Origin of the sequence: Paenibacillus sp. CCS19, from assembly GCF_033239625.1 — a bacterium.
Classification (GTDB): domain Bacteria; phylum Bacillota; class Bacilli; order Paenibacillales; family Paenibacillaceae; genus Paenibacillus_T.
Genome location: NZ_BTCK01000046.1, coordinates 1 through 18002, shown reverse-complemented (window position 1 = coordinate 18002; position 18002 = coordinate 1). Strand labels below are relative to the sequence as shown.

The 18002-nt window shown below is 54.9% G+C and carries 15 protein-coding genes; 13 read left to right on the top strand and 2 right to left on the bottom strand.

What is annotated here, in order from left to right; genetic code table 11:
- Positions 1-167: 167 nt before the first annotated feature.
- From SBI19_RS24080 to SBI19_RS24065, 4 genes are all read left to right on the top strand, one after another.
- On the top strand, positions 168-1133 hold the full coding sequence (locus SBI19_RS24080; protein ID WP_317972071.1) for an aldolase catalytic domain-containing protein: 966 nt from the start codon (positions 168-170) through the stop codon (positions 1131-1133).
- Positions 1134-1332: 199 nt separating this feature from the next.
- Positions 1333-1512: a hypothetical protein gene (locus SBI19_RS24075; RefSeq protein WP_317972070.1), complete on the top strand. Its 180-nt coding sequence runs from the start codon at positions 1333-1335 to the stop codon at positions 1510-1512.
- A 536-nt stretch (positions 1513-2048) separates the two neighbouring features.
- The gene (locus SBI19_RS24070; protein WP_317972069.1) at positions 2049-3794 is read left to right on the top strand and encodes an ABC transporter ATP-binding protein; all 1746 of its coding nucleotides are present in this window, start codon (positions 2049-2051) and stop codon (positions 3792-3794) included.
- A 93-nt stretch (positions 3795-3887) separates the two neighbouring features.
- The gene (locus tag SBI19_RS24065) at positions 3888-5987 is read left to right on the top strand and encodes an ABC transporter ATP-binding protein (RefSeq protein WP_317972068.1); all 2100 of its coding nucleotides are present in this window, start codon (positions 3888-3890) and stop codon (positions 5985-5987) included.
- A gap of 49 nt (positions 5988-6036) precedes the next feature.
- Here the strand turns inward: SBI19_RS24065 and SBI19_RS24060 are convergent, their stop codons facing one another.
- Positions 6037-7575 (bottom strand): hypothetical protein, encoded by a 1539-nt coding sequence (locus SBI19_RS24060; protein WP_317972067.1) that lies wholly within the window; start codon positions 7573-7575, stop codon positions 6037-6039.
- A 225-nt stretch (positions 7576-7800) separates the two neighbouring features.
- On the opposite strand from SBI19_RS24060, the gene SBI19_RS24055 reads away from it, so the two are divergent.
- Complete coding sequence (locus tag SBI19_RS24055; protein WP_317972066.1) at positions 7801-8151, top strand: winged helix-turn-helix transcriptional regulator; 351 nt, start codon at positions 7801-7803, stop codon at positions 8149-8151.
- A 106-nt stretch (positions 8152-8257) separates the two neighbouring features.
- Here the strand turns inward: SBI19_RS24055 and SBI19_RS24050 are convergent, their stop codons facing one another.
- On the bottom strand, positions 8258-8566 hold the full coding sequence (locus tag SBI19_RS24050) for a hypothetical protein (RefSeq protein WP_317972065.1): 309 nt from the start codon (positions 8564-8566) through the stop codon (positions 8258-8260).
- 116 nt (positions 8567-8682) lie between these two features.
- On the opposite strand from SBI19_RS24050, the gene SBI19_RS24045 reads away from it, so the two are divergent.
- From SBI19_RS24045 to SBI19_RS24010, 8 genes are all read left to right on the top strand, one after another.
- The gene (locus SBI19_RS24045; protein WP_317972064.1) at positions 8683-9984 is read left to right on the top strand and encodes a VWA domain-containing protein; all 1302 of its coding nucleotides are present in this window, start codon (positions 8683-8685) and stop codon (positions 9982-9984) included.
- Positions 9985-10146: 162 nt separating this feature from the next.
- Positions 10147-10872, top strand: coding sequence for a 5-oxoprolinase subunit PxpB (gene pxpB, locus SBI19_RS24040; protein WP_317972063.1), 726 nt, complete (start codon positions 10147-10149; stop codon positions 10870-10872).
- A 246-nt stretch (positions 10873-11118) separates the two neighbouring features.
- Complete coding sequence (locus SBI19_RS24035) at positions 11119-12198, top strand: 5-oxoprolinase subunit C family protein (RefSeq protein WP_317972062.1); 1080 nt, start codon at positions 11119-11121, stop codon at positions 12196-12198.
- Between the two features lie 74 nt (positions 12199-12272).
- On the top strand, positions 12273-13040 hold the full coding sequence (locus tag SBI19_RS24030) for a LamB/YcsF family protein (protein ID WP_317972061.1): 768 nt from the start codon (positions 12273-12275) through the stop codon (positions 13038-13040).
- A gap of 24 nt (positions 13041-13064) precedes the next feature.
- Positions 13065-13484, top strand: coding sequence for a gamma-glutamylcyclotransferase family protein (locus tag SBI19_RS24025; RefSeq protein WP_317972060.1), 420 nt, complete (start codon positions 13065-13067; stop codon positions 13482-13484).
- A gap of 287 nt (positions 13485-13771) precedes the next feature.
- Positions 13772-15433, top strand: coding sequence for a copper resistance CopC/CopD family protein (locus SBI19_RS24020; protein ID WP_317972059.1), 1662 nt, complete (start codon positions 13772-13774; stop codon positions 15431-15433).
- A 50-nt stretch (positions 15434-15483) separates the two neighbouring features.
- A complete protein-coding gene (locus tag SBI19_RS24015; protein ID WP_317972058.1) occupies positions 15484-16332 on the top strand; it encodes a sensor histidine kinase in 849 nt (282 codons plus the stop codon).
- A complete protein-coding gene (locus tag SBI19_RS24010) occupies positions 16322-17053 on the top strand; it encodes a response regulator (RefSeq protein WP_317972057.1) in 732 nt (243 codons plus the stop codon). The genes SBI19_RS24015 and SBI19_RS24010 overlap by 11 nt, the downstream gene beginning before the upstream one ends.
- The last annotated feature ends 949 nt before the right edge of the window (positions 17054-18002 follow it).

Below are 18002 nucleotides of genomic sequence, written 5' to 3'. Positions count from 1 at the left end.
GGCATGTGAGCCTGTGAGGCCGTTTTTCTCTTGCTTCATGCATGCATTTACCCAAGCCGCGCTGTCGGAATACGCGTGAGAAGTCGATTTATGTTTTGCGTTCGAGGGGTATTTCAAGTATGATGGAAAAAAAGAACTAATGCTAAGCGATAAGGAGCATCAAACGTATGAGTGCAAAGAATAACAATTGCAAAATCGTCGACTGCACGATCCGCGATGGCGGACTTGTAAACAATTGGGATTTCAGCGTTGAGTTTGTTCAACATCTGTACAACAGCTTGAACGAAGCTGGTGTCGATTATATGGAGATTGGTTATAAAAACTCGCCGAAGCTGCTCAAAGGCGCAGATTCTGCAGGTCCTTGGCGCTTCCTGGACGATGACTTCCTCCGCAAAGTCATTCCGAACAAAGGCAATACGAAACTGTCGGCGCTTGTCGATATCGGCCGCGTTGATGAGAACGACATTCTGCCGCGCAGCGAGAGCATGCTCGACCTGATTCGCGTTGCTTGCTACATCCAAGATGTGGACAAGGCGCTTGATTTGGTGAAGATTTTCCACGATCGCGGTTACGAGACGACGCTGAACATTATGGCACTCTCGAACGTTATGGATAATCAGCTTATCGAAGCATTCCAACTGATTCGCGAGAGCGTTGTTGACGTTGTTTATATCGTTGACTCGTACGGCAGCCTGAAGCCGAACGATTACGTTTACCTCGTGAACAAGTTCAAAGAGCATCTGCCGAACAAACGTCTCGGCGCTCATACGCATAACAATATGCAGCTTGCGTTCGCTAACACGATCATTGCAGCAGAGAACGGCGTAGAGCTGCTCGACGCTTCCGTATACGGCATGGGCCGCGCAGCAGGCAACTGCAACACGGAACTGCTCGTGGCACACCTGCCGCACGCGAAGTACAACGTTCGCCCAGTGCTCGACATGATCGAGAAATACATGCTTCCGCTTCGCGAGAAAGAAGAGTGGGGCTACATTATGGAATACATGGTTACGGGCATGCTGGACGAGCATCCACGCTCGGGTATGGCACAACGTGACAACAAGGAAGCGCGCGACCGCGTCGTAGAATTCTACGACCGCCTGACGACTCCGGAAATCGCACATAAGAACTAAGATGAAGAGTGGTTGAGCCGATGGGCTCAACCCCTTTTTTCGTTCCAACGATACCTCATCTAATCCGATACCGCGCTGAACAATGCACAGACCAAGGGCAGCATATGTAACGCACCACAGTGACACTAATAGTCTTTTTATTTACTCATTCTTTATCAGATGCAACGGACTCAGGAGGCGCTATTAGGTTGATTTCCGAGTGTTTCGAGCATCAGACGAGCTGTTAAGGTCGTCTGGGTCCGTTAGCGTCTCGGCTGACGTGTGGGCGGCGAATAGCGTCATCACTGTCCGTTACAGCATTGCGTCGTTCTCGCGGCATTGCGCATTCAACAAAGGTAGCCCATGCATCGCTGCAGGCGATGCATGGGCTGCCTACTAGTTAGACCGCTGCAGTATCGGAATCATACCACTTCGACTGCACCTGATACATTTGTTCATACTCGCCGTCGAGACGCAGCAGCTGTTCAATAGTATAAGTTTTGTGTTAATTAATGATAACGAATATTGGAAGCGTTTGCTAGTTTGGACGAGGGAAGGATGGCTTCTTGCATCTTTTCTTTCTGAATACGCTTAAAACGGGTTGACACCCTATTCCTAGGCATGTTACATTGACCAATAGATTTTACCAATCGAAAGGAGGATTACGACCCATGGAACGCAATACAATTAATCATGTACAGCTTCATAACAATCATGACCGTAATCCATCCGCTTAACACGACAATTGCTCGTATAGGCGCATGGTTACGATCACGTAATCGTGCGCCTTTTTTGCAGGCTTCGTTCAGAACGTACGTTCGGAACGGGGCTGGGAGGCGTATCGCACATACTGCTGCGATGCGCCTTTCTTGTTTGTATCAGCGTTAGGTGGATGGCGCACAAGATCTTGTGCAAGGAAAGGATGGACTGCAGTTTATGTTCTCAGTATTACGCAAACTAAGCTGGTTTTTTAAACAATATTGGAGACGGTATTCGATAGCCGTTGTGCTGCTCATTATCGTCGGTATTCTGGAAGTAATTCCGCCTAAGGTGCTCGGCTATGCCATTGATGGCATTACGCAGGGACGGATGGGAGATTCGACGTTTCATTGGATTATCGGAGGATGGATTGGCTTAACGCTCGTCTGCTACGTCATTACGTACATATGGATGTACCAGCTGTTTGGCGGTGCGATCGTGCTGGAGCGTCTGCTTCGGTCGCGCCTCATGCGGCATTTCCTAAAGATGACGCCGACGTTCTACGAACGGAACCGGACGGGCGATCTGATGGCTCGTGCGACGAATGACCTCGGGGCGATCTCCACGACAGCCGGATTCGGCATTCTGACGCTGATTGACTCGACGATCTTCATGCTGACGATTCTGTTCATGATGGTCGTGCTCATCAGCTGGAAGCTGACGCTAGCGGCGTTATTGCCGCTGCCGCTGCTTGCACTGGCGCTGAAGTACTTCGGCGGACGCATTCATGATCGGTTCATGAAGGCGCAGGATGCATTCGGCGAGCTGAACGACCAAGTGCTCGAATCGGTCGCAGGCGTTCGTGTTGTTCGCGCCTACGTGCAAGAGGAGGCAGATCGTGCACGCTTCCAAGCGAAGACGGAGGAAGTGCTGGAGCGCAACATTGAAGTATCTCGTGTCGATGCGTTGTTCGAGCCGACGAACAAAATGCTCATCGGCCTCAGCTATCTGATCGGCCTGTGCTACGGTGCTTATCTCGTGTTCCACAGCGAAATTACGCTCGGCGAACTCGTATCCTTCAACTTCTTCCTCGGGATGCTCATCTGGCCGATGTTCGCCATTGGCGAGCTGATCAACGTCATGCAGCGCGGCAACGCTTCGCTCGACCGTGTAACCGAGACGCTGAACTATTCGCCGGACGTAACCGATGGGAATGATCTGGTAGAGATGCAGGCACCGGAATCGATTGAATTCCGCGATGTGACGTTCCGTTATCCGACTTCAGCCGTGAACAATCTGGAGGAAGTATCCTTCATGCTGAAGCAGGGAGAGACGCTTGGCATCGTCGGGCGGACGGGCAGCGGGAAGACGACGTTGCTGCGTCAGTTTCTTCGGGAATATCCGCTTGGCGTAGGCACGATCGCAATTGCAGACACGCCAATGGATCGGATTGCCGTTGATCAAATGTTGAGCTGGGTCGGTTATGTGCCGCAGCAGCCGATTCTATTCTCCCGTACGATTCGCGAGAATATTATGTTCGGCGCAGAGGATGCGACAGAAGCGGATCTGCAGCGCGCGCTTGACCGCGCGTCGTTCGCCAAAGACATCATGTTCCTGCCAAGCGGACTGGAAACACTCGTCGGGGAGAAGGGCGTTGCCCTGTCCGGCGGTCAGAAGCAGCGGGTCAGCATTGCGCGCGCGCTCATTGCGAATCCGCAAATTCTGATGCTCGACGATGCGTTGTCCGCGGTGGATGCGCGAACGGAAGCTGAAATCATCGAAGGCATCCGCACTGAACGTGCCGGCAAGACGACAATCATCACGACGCATCGGCTGTCGGCCGTGCAGCATGCCGATTGGATTATCGTGCTCGATAATGGACGTATAATCGAAGCGGGCAATCATGAGCAGCTGCTTGAGATGAACGGCTGGTACAAGGAGCAGTACGAGCGTCAGCAGCTGGAGGCGCTGGCTGAAGCGTAAAGTATGGGGTCCAGCAGTCATAATGCGATAAAAGCTACTTCTATATGATGGGTTAGAAGTATTCTCAATAAGGAAATGTAGGTGTAACCAACTATGCATGATGATATACAAACGCAGAAGTCCCCGAGAACGGGCAAGCGTCTGTTCCAATATGCCATGATCTATAAGAGCAAAATCCTGATCGCGCTCATTCTGCTCGGCCTGGCAGTATGCGCCGAGCTCGTCGGTCCGTTCATCGCGCAGCGAATGATCGACCAGAACATTCTGAGCATCGAGAAGCCGTGGCACGAGGTTGCCGCAGGCGCGAGCGGTTCGGCAGAATATGCAGGCAAGAGTTACAAGCGAGATGACCGGATAAGCGAAGATGAATCCGGCGGAGCTATCATTCGAATCATTCAAGTTGAACGCGATTACTACTTCGTCGAAGGCAATATCGCAATCGACGGGGCGCGCAGCGTAGGGGCTGACGGGAAACTGACGATCGTCTCGAAGGAAGGCGAGAACGCGGCTTATCCAGCCGCGAAGCTGACGAAGAGCGAGCTGTACAACTTCTACAAGCCCGAGCTGCCGCGTCTGCTGAAGACAGCAGGCATGTACTTGGGATTGCTCGCCGTAGCGGCAATCTTCACGTACGGACAACGGCTGCTGCTGCTCACGACAGCGAATCGCATCGTGCAGCGCATGCGCGAGGATGTGTTCGCGCACATTCAGCGGCTGCCGGTTTATTATTTTGACAATTTGCCTGCGGGTAAGGTTGTCTCGCGCATTACGAACGATACGGAAGCGGTGCGCGAGCTGTTCGTGGCCGTACTCGCGAACTTCTTCTCCGGCATCGTGTACATGGTCGCCATTCTTGGCGCGTTGTTCTTGCTGGATCCGAAGCTCGCGCTTCTCGCGGTTCCGCTCATTCCGATTCTCGTCGTTTGGATCATTCTATACCGTCGTCGCGCGGGCCGCATCAATGAAGCGATTCGCAGCAAGCTGAGCGATATTAACGGCATGATCAACGAATCGATCCAAGGGATGCCGATCATTCAAGCGTTCCGTCGTCAGAAGAAGACGATCGAGGAATTCGACGAGCATAACAAAGATCTGTTCCGCAATGCGACTAAGCTGCTTAGTCTTAACTCGCTGACATCGCACAATCTTGTTGGTGTGCTGAGGAATGTTATTTTCGTAACCGTGTTATGGGCATTCTGGGGTGGTTCGCTCAGTTCATTCATTACAGTCGGTGTGCTGTATGCCTTCTTCGATTATATGAACCGGATGTTCACGCCGATTGTCGGTATCGTCAACCAGCTCTCGAACCTGGAGACGGCCCGCGTATCGGCAGGCCGCGTATTCCAGCTGCTCGATGAGCCGGGGACGGATGTGACGGTTGGCAGCCTCCCGCGCAGCAAAGGGGAAGTGAAGTTCGACAACGTCTCCTTTGCGTACAAAGAGGATGAATACGTGCTTCGCAACATTACGCTTGAAGCTCGTCAAGGCGAGACGGTAGCGCTGGTCGGTCATACCGGCTCGGGCAAAAGCTCGATTCTGAACTTGCTGTTCCGGTTCTATGATATCGAGCAGGGCAACGGCCAAATTCTCGTCGACGGCGTCGACGTGCGTGACGTACCGAAGCAGCTGCTTCGTCAGCATATGGGCATCGTGCTGCAGGATCCATTCCTGTTCACAGGCACGATCGCTTCGAACGTCAGCCTCGACAATCCAGCGATCAGCCGTGAACGTATTGAGCAGGCGCTGAAGGATGTCGGCGCGTATGATATGTTCATGCAGCTGCCTGGCGGCATCGATGAGCCGGTTGTCGAGAAGGGCGCGACGTTGTCCGCTGGTCAACGCCAGCTGATATCGTTCGCTCGCGCATTGGCTTACGATCCGGCGATTCTCATCTTGGATGAGGCCACGGCAAGCATCGATACGGAGACCGAAGCGATCATTCAAGCGGCGCTGGATGTGCTGAAGAAAGGCCGCACGACGTTCGTCATCGCCCACCGTCTGTCGACGATCCGTCAAGCGGATCAGATTCTGGTGCTTGACCGCGGCCGCATCGTCGAGCGCGGCGACCATGATGCGCTCATGGCGCATGGCGGGAAGTACTTCGATATGTATCAGCTGCAAGCTGGAGCGGGCGCTGGTGAAGGCGTATCGAGGCCGCAGGAAGAGCAAGCTGCAGCTCATTCGATCTCATAACAATAACAAGCCACTGCAGGCTTCTGCAGTGGCTTGTTTGTTGCTCAGGTCAATGGATGAGAAATTTGGCGCCGAATCCTTTGCCTGCTTGGTAGGCTGCATGCAGTTCATTTTCATCAAGATGATCGAGAAGAATGACATTTTCCGGGTAGAGCTTGCCTAACAATGCACGTTGAATCAGCGGATCGCCGCCGGTTGTTATTAGGTGAGTGCCTTTATCAGAGGTTACGAGATCGGGTTGATTCAGAATCTCTTGTGCGGTATGGACGATGAGCGAGACGGGTTCATGAATCGTATTAGGGTCATGTTGTAGATTGATTTGCGCAGTGTAAACGAACCGATGGCCTCTCAGCAGTTGACCGAGATCAATCTTGAAGGAGGTGCCATTAATGTGCAGTTCGTATTGAAGATGGACGCGATCGGGTTGTCCGCCGGTATCTGCAGGTGCTGCTTGAAGGTAAGCTTCGGTGCGGAGTGATGGACGATACGGATCGTTAAGCCGTTCGTTGAATAGTACCGGATCGCCTTGTCCGACTTGGCTCCTTGGGGCAGCGTAGTAATCATCGAAAGCATAGACGAATGCAGCGGATGTGCTCAGCCCGACAGACTCAGAGGAACGAAGCGGAACAGGTGCGGAGGCAATCGATTGGACAGCAGCGGAAGCAGTGCCATTGGCGATGGCGGCTGCGGCCGATGATCGGATTGTACTGGAGAACGTCGTATTCACAGGGTGCCAGCGAAGCAAGTATTTGGGAGCCGATGCAAGGTTGTTGGTTAAGCCGGCAGGCAATACGGTACCCAGATCGTATTGGAAGCCGTAGCCGACAGGAGAGAGCGAAGGGCTTAAGAAAGCTTGTGCCAGACGGACAATAGACTGATGCGATACCTGCTTCAATAGAAGCTCGGTAAGGAATTGGACTCGGGCATTCTCGATATAGCGCAGCCCTTTGCCGCTGCTCCCGGCCCGCAGTTCGATCGGTACCTCCTCCCAATTATCGAACGGGAGAAGCGCATCGCGGAGCAGAACAATTTGATGCAAATATTCGTTGAAAAGCTGCATAACAACGGGGCCGCCTAGCGGTCCCATCAGCAGATCGGTTACCCGTGGCGTCCATAAGTGATGATCGCAGCGGCTTCTGATCTCTAGACTGCTTAACGCGTCGAATTTATAGTGCCCAAGCGCCCAACGCTGCGAGTTGAACTCGCGTGCCCAGCTGCTTAATCGTTGCCCTATCGCTTCAGCCTGTGCCGAGATCTCGGCACGAGATGGGATGTCATTGCTATTCGAGGCAATAGAAAGGACGGACTCGCGTCCGGATAGCGCAAGACTTGCTTCGATATTCCGGAGCAGCGCCTCCGCATCGGCAGCATCGCCAAGCCGTATGGAGATGGCTTCCAACAGCGTATCTAATTGCCGAACAATATCTCGTGCGTAATAGATGCCGGGGCGTAGATCCCAGTCCCATTCCCCTTGATCAGACAAAAATAAGGAGCTTGCGGAATACTTGCTGGCTGCAGCTTTATCAATGTCAATTGGACTTCCCCACTCGAGACGATGCTCGCCGATCGATATACGATAGGATGTCATGGTAAGGATTCCTCCCTTTTTCGTTTTATCTAGGATAGCAATGGGATCAGGCTGTGAATAGTACGCACTTTATAGAATGGAAGTATCCTAGAGGAAAGCAGCTTTCCAAGAGGATAGTGAATCGGACAAGGGAGTGGCCGCAATATCGCTCTTGAGGAGGCTGGTCAGTGCGGGTATAATTCATAGTAAATAACAGTAATTTACTTGGTTTAGGTGAGGTGGAGCATGAAGCTTAGAAACGCAGTATACAGCTGCACATCGGAAGTAACGCTTGAACTCATTAGCGGTAAGTGGAAAATTCCGATCTTAAGTTTATTAGCCTCCCAGACCCGTCGCTATAATGAGCTTCAGAAGCTTATCCCCGAAATTACGCCTAAAGTTCTGACGATTCAGTTAAGAGAGCTTGAATCGAGCGGACTCGTCCATAGGCAGGCGTATGCCGTCATACCGCCCAAGGTCGAGTACATGTTGACAGAGCTTGGCAAGCGTTTAATGCCAGTACTGCTGCAGCTCTGCGATTTTGGAACAGATTATTTGGCTCACGTGCAGAACGAGGAGAAGGTCGTTCAAGAATAATCGTTTATATTGGCGGGAAGCAGCGAGTTGGTCGAGCGTCGCCGAGAAAATCTTCAACAACAAATAGCCGCTTCCCGGGGAGGGAGCGGTTGTTTGTTGTTGGAGATTAAGATACAGTCAACTCGCCGTCACCGCGAAGGACACAAGCTTGACGAGGGACATTGGCATGAACATATGCAGTACCGCTAAAGCTTCGGCCGTCTCTTGCGCGTGCGGTCATGCGGACGGCGATATTGTCGCTGACATAGTAATGGTCAAGCAGATCGGCTGGTCCGGAGTCCGAAGTATCGATGTACCACTGCTTGGAGCCGAATTCCTGAACGATAACAAGTTGCGCGCTGCTGAATGTCAGCCCGGCTGCTTCTATGTCCTTGCCGGTAATGGTAATGTGCTCGAGTTCGATTGTTTCCATCATTGCGGGTTACGCTCCTCTCTAATTGTTTCGATTGTATAAGGATGAGTCCTTACATGCAACATTGAATCGATTGGAAGCGTCTGTATGTGCAGACCATATATAGGGGGATGTTGGATATGATGGCAATCGGAAAGCGGCTAAGTATTGTGCTCATGCTGCTGGCGGTACTGATGCTTCAAGCTTGCGGGTCATCAGACAGAGACGACTCGGAAGCGAGCAGCAACAGCGAGAGCAAAGCAGCCGATCGTTCAACGAAGACAGACGAAGCGGCGACTGCAACAGATGCTGCTGGAGAAGAGACGTCGACAGAATCGAAACCTAGCAAATCGGAAGAGAACCGAAGCGAAGATGTAGCAGAGACTAGCGATAATGGGGATCAAGGGGCACCGGCTGGTACGCTGACGGCTGGCGAGTGGGAAGATAATGCGTTGTGGAGCCGTTGGAAGGAATTGATGGCATCGTACGAAGGCGACCGATATCGGCCATACTGGCAGTTCTATAACTTTCAGCGGCTTGAAGTGAAGGTGACGGCGAACGGGCGGCCGGCCGTTGATGTACAGGTTGCTCTGACCCGCAGCAATGGGCAGGATGGTTGGACGGCGCGTACGAACGCGGCTGGCGTTGCGTATTTGTTCCCGATTTTGTTCGAGGAACAAGGCGGCAGCGCCAAGTATGGACTTACGGTTAAGGCCGGACAGCAGAAGAAGCAGTTCGAGAATGTTGATCTGCAGTCTGGCCGTGCGATGGAGATTGAACTGAATGAACCGACAGATGTTTCTTCGCTTGTGGACCTTATGCTTGTCGTCGATACAACGGGATCGATGGCAGATGAGCTGGCGTTTCTGGAGACGGAGCTTAAGGATGTCGTAAAGCGGGTCGGCGATGCCAATAAGGGGCAGCTTAACATTCGGGTGAGCCCGAATTTTTATCGCGATGTGCATGATGATTATACGGTTCGTTCGTTCCCGTTCACAGAAGATATCGATAAGGCTGTCGGACAGATTGCGAAGCAGGAAGCATTCGGCGGAGGAGACACGCCGGAGGCGGTAGAGGATGCGATCGAGGATGCGATCGAGGATCACGATTGGAGCAAGCAGGCATTGACAAGATTGCTGTTCCTTGTGCTGGACGCTCCGCCGCATCACGAGAAAGACATTATTAAGAAAATGCAGGCTTTGACGGCGCAAGCTGCGGAGCAGGGCATTCGAATTATTCCGATCGCATCGAGCGGTATCGACATTCCAACCGAGCATCTGCTGCGCTATATGGCGGTCGCAACGGGCGGCACCTATATTTTCCTCACGGACCACAGCGGCGTCGGCAATGGACACTTGAAGCCTGCGGTCGGCGAATACGAAGTGCGTCCGCTTAACGATCTGATGGTCGATGTCATTAACCGTTATGTACAGGGGCAATAAGCGTAACGTCAGAAGTTCAGTTGAACATATTAAGGTTATAAACAAACGCTTGCGTGCAGGCTTCCTTCGGGAGGCGGTGCGCAGGCGTTTTGTTTTTAGTAGTTGAAAATGGTCATCGAGCATCACCATAATAGAAGAAATAAGAGAGAGCGGGGGAAAAAGATGGGCTGGACGATAACGCCGCTTGGCGATCGTGCGTTGGCTGCCGAGCTGATCGATGGAGCTGCCGGCGACAGCTGGGCGAAGGTCGGAGCTGCGGCAGAATGGCTTCGTCAAGCGAAAGTGCCTTGGATCGTCGATCTCATTCCTGCCTACACAACGGTGACGATCGTGTATGATCCCGTGTGTGTCTGGAAGGCGAAGGATCCTCGTTGCGGGTTGACGGTCTATGATGTGGTTGTTAGGGAGGTTCAAGAGCTGCTGGATTCCGCTGTGGTAAGTTCGAGGCAGGATGCCCGGTATATCGAAGTGCCGGTCTGTTACGGCGGCGATTATGGACCTGATCTGGAAGCGTCGGCTGAGAGAAGCGGGATAAGCGCCGAGCAGTTCGTGCAGGCGCATGCGGCAGCGGATTATACGGTTGCCTTGATCGGTTTTGTGCCGGGATTTCCTTATTTGTCAGGCCTGCCGTCACAGTTAGCGCAGCCGCGGCGAGGCAATCCGCGGTCGCGGGTTCCTGCGGGATCGGTTGCAATTGGCGGAGCGCAGACGGGGATTTACCCGCTGGACGTGCCTGGCGGGTGGCAAATAATCGGGCGGACGCCGCTTCGATTGTTTGATGCAGGCAGAGCTGAGCCAGCGTTTATGCGGGCTGGCGATGTCGTTCGGTTCATACCAATCGATGAGGAACGATTTCTCGCGTTAGAAGCAGAGGAAGAGCGTTGTTAGGGAGCGGGCTGACTTAGGTAGAGTGATAGCGGGGGAAGTAGGATGGATGAAGGCTGTAAGGCTGTAAGGCGTTATCTAGGAAATGGGTTGAACGGAGGACGTTGGAGCGATAACCAGGAAGCATGCTGGGTGACACTTGGAGCCGTAACGAGGAAGCAATTTGAATGAGAGCGGTTGGAGCAATACGAGGAAGCAGGTATCATCAACTGCTGTGAATACATGCGGATGGGAAGGGGATGACGTGGCATGAGCTTGATCGTTCAGAAGCCTGGTTTGTATACGACGGTTCAGGATCGCGGACGCAACGGCTATCGCTCTGCAGGGCTTACAGGCGGCGGCGCGATGGACGAATACGCGCTGCGCGTAGCGAATCTGCTCGTCGGCAACGAGGAGGGCGAGGCTGGTCTGGAGCTTACGCTTGCCGGTCCGGTACTCCGCGCGGAGGCAGACCTGCTGATCGCCATCACCGGCGCCGATATGACGCCTCGCATCGACGGCCGCGAGCTTGCGATGTGGCGGCCGCTGTATGTGCCGGCGGGCGCGACGATTCGTTTTGGCGTGGCCCGCCTCGGCTGCCGCGCGTACGTCGCGGTCGCAGGCGGCTTCGGCACGGCGGCGGCGCTTGGCAGCCGCAGCACCGACGCGCGTGCGCGTCTTGGCGGCATCGACGGCCGGCCGCTTCGCGCCGGCGATGCCGTTCCCTGCGGCATGGCCGCAGGGGCGGCCGCCCCGTCCCGGTGGGCGGCCGCTTGGCTCGCGGCGCTGGCTGCGCGCAGCAGCAGCGCCGCAGTCGCCGAAGGCGAAGGCCGCCCGCCGGCGTGGGCGGCCTGGTACGCGCCGCCGCAGGCTTACGGCGGCGCGAGCGAAGCTGGCATCGAGCTGCGCGTGATGCCAGGCAGCGAGCACGGGCAGTTCAGCGAAGCTGCCCGTGGGGCGTTCTACAGCGGCCGCTACCGCGTGCAGGCCGCTTCCGATCGCATGGGCGTGCGGCTCGAAGGCTCGCCGCCGCTTCAGCGCATCGCCAAGGACGAGCTGCTATCGCATGGCATCGTCCCTGGCGTCATTCAAGTGCCTGACGGCGGCCAGCCGATCATCCTCGCCGCCGATTGCCAGACGACCGGCGGCTACCCGAAGCTCGCGCATGTCGCCGCCGTCGATATGCCGCTGCTGGCGCAGGCGAAGCCGGGCGACTGGATCACCTTCCAGCCGATCGAGCTCGATGAAGCGCAGCGGCTGTACCTCGCGACGGAGCAAGCGATCCGTGCGCTGGAGTGGGCCGTTCGATGCCGATTGCCGGACGATTCGATAGGCTATCGACAAGAATGACTCGTTCGAGCCATACAATTGGGCAGCACCTTTCATATATAATAATAGAATTGTTGAACAACCGAGGTGACACAATGACCAGCTTCACCGTTGACTTGAATGCCGATTTCGGCGAAGGCTTCGGCGCTTACTCCTTCGGACAGGACGAAGCGCTGCTGCCCTATGTAACGAGCGTGAATATCGCATGCGGATGGCATGCGGGAGATCCGCATACGATGCGGGAGGCGGTCGCGCGAAGCCTAGCCGCCGGTGTTCGGATCGGCGCGCATCCCGGACTGCCGGATCGGCTTGGCTTCGGCCGGCGCGAGATGGCGGTCTCGCCGCAGGAAGCGTATGATTACACGCTGTATCAGGTCGGCGCACTGCAAGCCTTCGTACATGCGGCTGGTGGAAAGCTTGCCCACGTGAAGCCGCACGGCGCACTTTACCATATGGCGAACAGCAGTATGGACATAGCGGATGCTATTGCACGTGCCATTCATTCTCTCGACAACAGACTGCTGGTATACGGTCAGTCGGGCAGCTTGCTGCTTGAAGCGAGCCGCGCACAAGGGCTGCGCGTCGTATCGGAGACGTTCGCCGATCGCACCTATCAACCAGACGGCAAGCTGACGCCTCGATCCAAACCAAATGCTATGCTGCAGGAAACAGATGCCGCGATTGCGCAGGCGATTAGCATGGTGACTCGTTCCGCTGCATTAACAGCAGATGGTGGAGAAGCGTCTGTCGTAGCGGATACGATCTGTCTGCATGGCGACGGACCGCATGCCGCCCAGTGGGCGCAGGCGATAAGGGAAGCACTCGAAGCTGCCGATGTGCGAATTCAACCTCCGACCTACTAACAAGCGAAGGAGGCCGCCGTCATTATGAAGGAAACGATGATTCGTGTTTTTGTTTACGGCTCCTTGCTGCCTGGTGAGCATAATCATCATGTGGTGTCGCCCTATATTGCGCACTCCGTCCCTGGTCGAGTGGCAGGCCGCCTCGTCGACGTTGGTTCTTATCCGGCGTTGGTTCGGGATGCGACAGCCCAACAGCAGGGCAGCATTACTCGTGGACTTTGGTTGTCAATCCCGTCTAAAGCTCTCTCCGTGTTAGACGAGCTGGAAGACTTCTCCGGCTGGGAAGAGTCTAACGATTACGATCGAATCTGGGTGCGAGATGTGGACAATCCCAGCATACAAGGCTGGGTCTACGTGTGGGAGAGCGACCGAGGCTGCCCGTCTGTGGACGGCGTCAATTGGCCGGAATACTACGCTTTGAAGCAGCGGCGAAGTCGATCGTGACTTTGTTTTCATACGCCACCAAGCCCGTCTATTCAACGTTCAAGGCGGGTTTTTCGTTTTAAATGTTAGGGTGCAATCTTACTGGACCTGTTTTATAACATTTGGATAATGTTCAAAATGAGACGAGCATACGTGCTTCGATCTTCAGTACAATGGTTGTGAAACTTAATAACTTTAAATGCAATTTCGCCTCTGATTCATTTTCAGCCATTTTCATTCTTTGCAGTGCCGTGCTGGCATTTCGTTAAAGACGAGTAAACAAGATTTAAGAGAGGACGTGCCCGTTTGTGAACAACATCGCATTCCATCATCCCAGTCATCGTTATAGCCGCTTTATGAAAATATTCACGCTTGGCGTGCTGCTTCTTGCCTGCTGGCTCGTATGGCCGGCGCAGGCCGCCGATGCCCATTCGCAGCTGCTGGAAACTTCGCCGGAGGCTGGCGCGCGTCTGGCGCAAAGCCCGGAAGAAATCCGGCTCACGTTCAATGAGGCGGTCGAGACGAAGTTCGGCGGCATTGAGCTGTTGGATTCCTTATCGAATAAACTCAAAGTTTCGGCAGTAGAGGCATCGCAAGACCGCACATCGCTTGCGGTGAAACCGTCCAAGCTGGATGAAGGGGTCTATACGGTTACATACCGGATCATTTCGGAGGACGGACATCCTGTGAATGGTTCCTATGTATTTGTAGTCGGCAACCCGCCTGCGGCCAAGGATGCGGCTACGTTCGATCTGCACACGCAGCTTGGTCATTCCGGACATGGTTCAACCGCGTCCGCACTCACGTCGTCGGAGCTTGTCCTATATGCTGTTCGTTTCTTCTACTACGCGACGCTTCTGCTAGCGGCAGGGGTCATGCTCTGGAAATCAATGACCCGTTTCGAAGGCATAGCGAAGCAGGCTGCACAGGCATGGTCGTTAGGAACGGTTCGTGCATTCCTGTTCGGCTCGATACTGTACGTATTCTTCCATGCTCGCGAAGTGATGGAGGAGGAGCCGCTGAGCGAATGGCTCAAGCTGCTGTCTCGCACATCGGTCGGCATGGCGTGGCTGGCTACGGTCGTGCTTTCCCTTCTAGGTTTCATCGTATTGCGCGGCGGTAGAGTTGCAAGCATCATTTGGGCGATTCTACTGATTGCAGTCGAGAGCTGGAGCGGACATGCGGAGGCGAACAATCCGAAGGTGCTTACTGTCGGCCTTGACTTCGTCCATCTTGCGGCTGCTGCGCTATGGGCGGGTGGACTTGCGCTGCTGCTCGTACTTTGGTTCAAAGACCGCAAGGAAGCAGGACGCTTCGCCGTTCGTTTCTCGGGCGGTGCCGTGCTGTCGCTCGCTGCGCTCGTATTGACAGGCGTTGGCATGACGCTGTTGTTCCTGCCGAAGCTGTCCTACCTGTGGCTTACGTCTTGGGGCGTCATGCTGACGATCAAGGCCGGCCTCACGCTGCTCGTTATCGTCGTTGGTGCGCTGCTTCGCATTCGGGTAAGACGCGGCGATCTGCCTGCTGCGGGCATTTTGAAAGTGGATGGGGTGCTCATGGCAGTCATCATCGCGATTACCGCATTGTTCACCTACGTCAGTCCGCTGCCGGCGAATGAGCCGGTATCTTATCACCAGATGGGCTCCGAAATGCACGTATCGCTGCGCGTAACACCGAACGTGCCGGGCGATAACAAAATTACGCTCAAAATCTGGCTGCCCGATCAGACCGGCGCACCCAAATCGGTCGTTCTTCGCTTCCGTTCGGAACAGCATCAGGATGCGCCGATCGATATTCCGCTTGAGGCGTACGACGATCAGGAGATCGAAGCGTTCGATGGATACGGAAAATACGCTTATCAGGCGTCAGGTCCATACATTCCGTACCCGGGCCAATGGACGGCTGAAATTCGGGTGATGGATAAGAACGATAACGAGCTGGTCGAAGAGACGACCTTCCGCAACTACTAAGACCAGGTCGTTCATTCACGGAGCCAGTCTGATGAGAGGTTGTTGAACCGATGTCCTATAACAAAATCAAATGGGCGATCCTGCTCATTCCAACGATAACGCTTGGTCTATGGGAATACGTGCGGCACCAGTTTCTGCTGCCGTATCTATCGATGGAGCTGGGCAACTTCTTAGCCCCTCTGCTCGTTCTGCTGGTCACGCTGACGCTGCTGACCAAGCTGTTCCGCATGATGGAAGATACGCAGAGCCTGCTCCAGCGCGAGAAGGCGATGAAAGCCGTATTCGAGGAACGCGAGCAGCTTGCCCGCGAGCTGCATGACGGCATCTCGCAGTCTCTGTTTCTATTGTCGGTCAAGCTGGACAAACTGGAACAAGCAGAGGAAAGCAGCGACCGCGCGTTAGCGACGGAGCAGATACGCGGGACGGTTCGGCATGTGTACGAGGATGTGCGGCAGTCGATCGCGAATTTGCAGGCAGCGCCGGTAACGACGGATGTACCCTGGATGAATGCGATCCGCGAGCTTGCTGAGGACGCCAGAACGAACGGACGGCTGCAGGTGAAGCTGGACTGGCGGTTGTCTGACGGTTTATTGAACGGCAAGGAGCAGGTCGAGCTGCTGTCGATTTTGCGGGAAGCGGTCATGAACGTTCGTAAGCATGCGAATGCTTCGGCGCTGGCAATCGCTAGCGAGCCGCTGGAAGGCGGCTTTCATGTAACGATTCGCGATAATGGGGTCGGGGCAGATACCGATGCGCTGTGGGCGAAGGGGCGGTTCGGCATTCGGATGATGCGCGATCGCGCGCAGTCGATGGGCTGGACGTTAAAGGCCAGCGGGACAGCGGGGCAGGGCACCGTCATTACGATTGAGAAGCTGCGAGGAGGCCGCCATGAACGATAGCAAAAAACCGTCGCATTCTGTAGCTCGGGTCATGTTAGTCGACGATCATCCGCATGGCCGCGAAGGCATGCGAGAGATTTTGTCCGGTGACCGATCTTTCGATATCGTTGCCGAAGCGACCAGCGGTGAAGAAGCGATCGCGCTCATCGAGCAGCAGCAGCCTAATCTCGTTCTGATGGATATTCGGATGCCCGGCATGGGCGGTCTGGAGGCTACGCAGCGCATCAAGTCTCGATGGCCAGCGGTTAAGATCGTCATGGTGACCGTGTCCGATGACATCTCGGATCTGTTCGAGGCGATCAAGCGCGGAGCTCAAGGCTATCTGCTCAAAAATATTACGCCCTCCCAGTGGCTCGAATACTTGCGTGCGGTCGCATACGACGAGGCGCCGATGTCGAAGGAGCTGGCAGCTAGGCTGCTGCTCGAATTCACTGGCGCGCTAGGCCAATCCGGCCGCGCGTCCGCAAGCCCGCTCGGCGGCTCCCCGAAGCCGGAGCCGCGCACGACCGCCCCGTCAGCAACCCCGCTGACGGAGCGGGAGAAAGAAATTCTCGAGCGGGTCGCCTATGGCGATTCGAATCGAGAGATTGCCGCTACGCTGGGCATTTCCGAGCATACGGTCAAGAACCACCTGAAGAACATTTTGCAGAAGCTGCATCTCGACAACCGCGTCCAGCTCGCCCGCTATGCGATTCAGCAGGGAATGAACGATCTTTCCTGAGCCATATAACAAGGAGGCCTATGCGTAAGTGCATAGGCCTTCTTGTTTGTATGGCAGAATAGAAAGCTCAAGCATTGCGATGAGCGAAGTGTGGCAAACCCCCACCTAATTCATCCTGAGCGTAGTCTAGTCCAATTTAAAAGTACCTTTACCACACTTAACTCATCTAATGGCGCCTCAATCAAACGTTGGAAGGGTGATAAGCGTGATAATCCCACGCTTATCGGCACCTAGGCCAGGGATATGCAAGATTAGAAGGGTTACCACCACACCTATTTTTGCTACCAACGCGGCACCTATCCAACCTTATCTCCACAAACAACATTCTCACACAACAAGTAAATAACAGGCTCGAACAAAAGCTGTGCCCCGAACGGGGCACGCGCCCCCCCAGCACTCAACAATCTCACCCCCGCCTCAGTCTCGCCACCATCCCATTCCGGGGTCAGGGGTTGGAAACCCTGGAGGCAAGGAGCGCGGCCCGCAAGCAGCACGCTCTCACAAAAGCTGTGCCCCGACAAGGGGCACGCGACTCCCCGCACGTATCCATCTCACACGCGCCTTAGTCTCGCCACCATCCCATTCCGGGGTCAGGGGTTGGAAACCCTGGAGGCAAGGAGCGCGGCCCGCAAGCAGCACGCTCTCACAAAAGCTGTGCCCCGACAGGGGCACGCGACTCCCAGCACCCAACAATCTCACACGCTCCTCAGTCTCGCCACCATCCCTTCCGAGGTCCAGGAGTTGGAAACCGCGGAGGCAAGAGGCGCAGTCCGAAGGAACACGCTCGAACAAAAGCTGTGCCCCGACAGGGGCACGCGACTCTGAGCACCCAACAATCTCACCCGCGCCTCATTCTCGCCACCATTCCCTTCCGGGGTCAGGGGGGTGGAAACCGCGGAGGCAAGAGGCGCAGTCCGAAGGAACACGCTCGAACAAAAGCTGTGCCCCG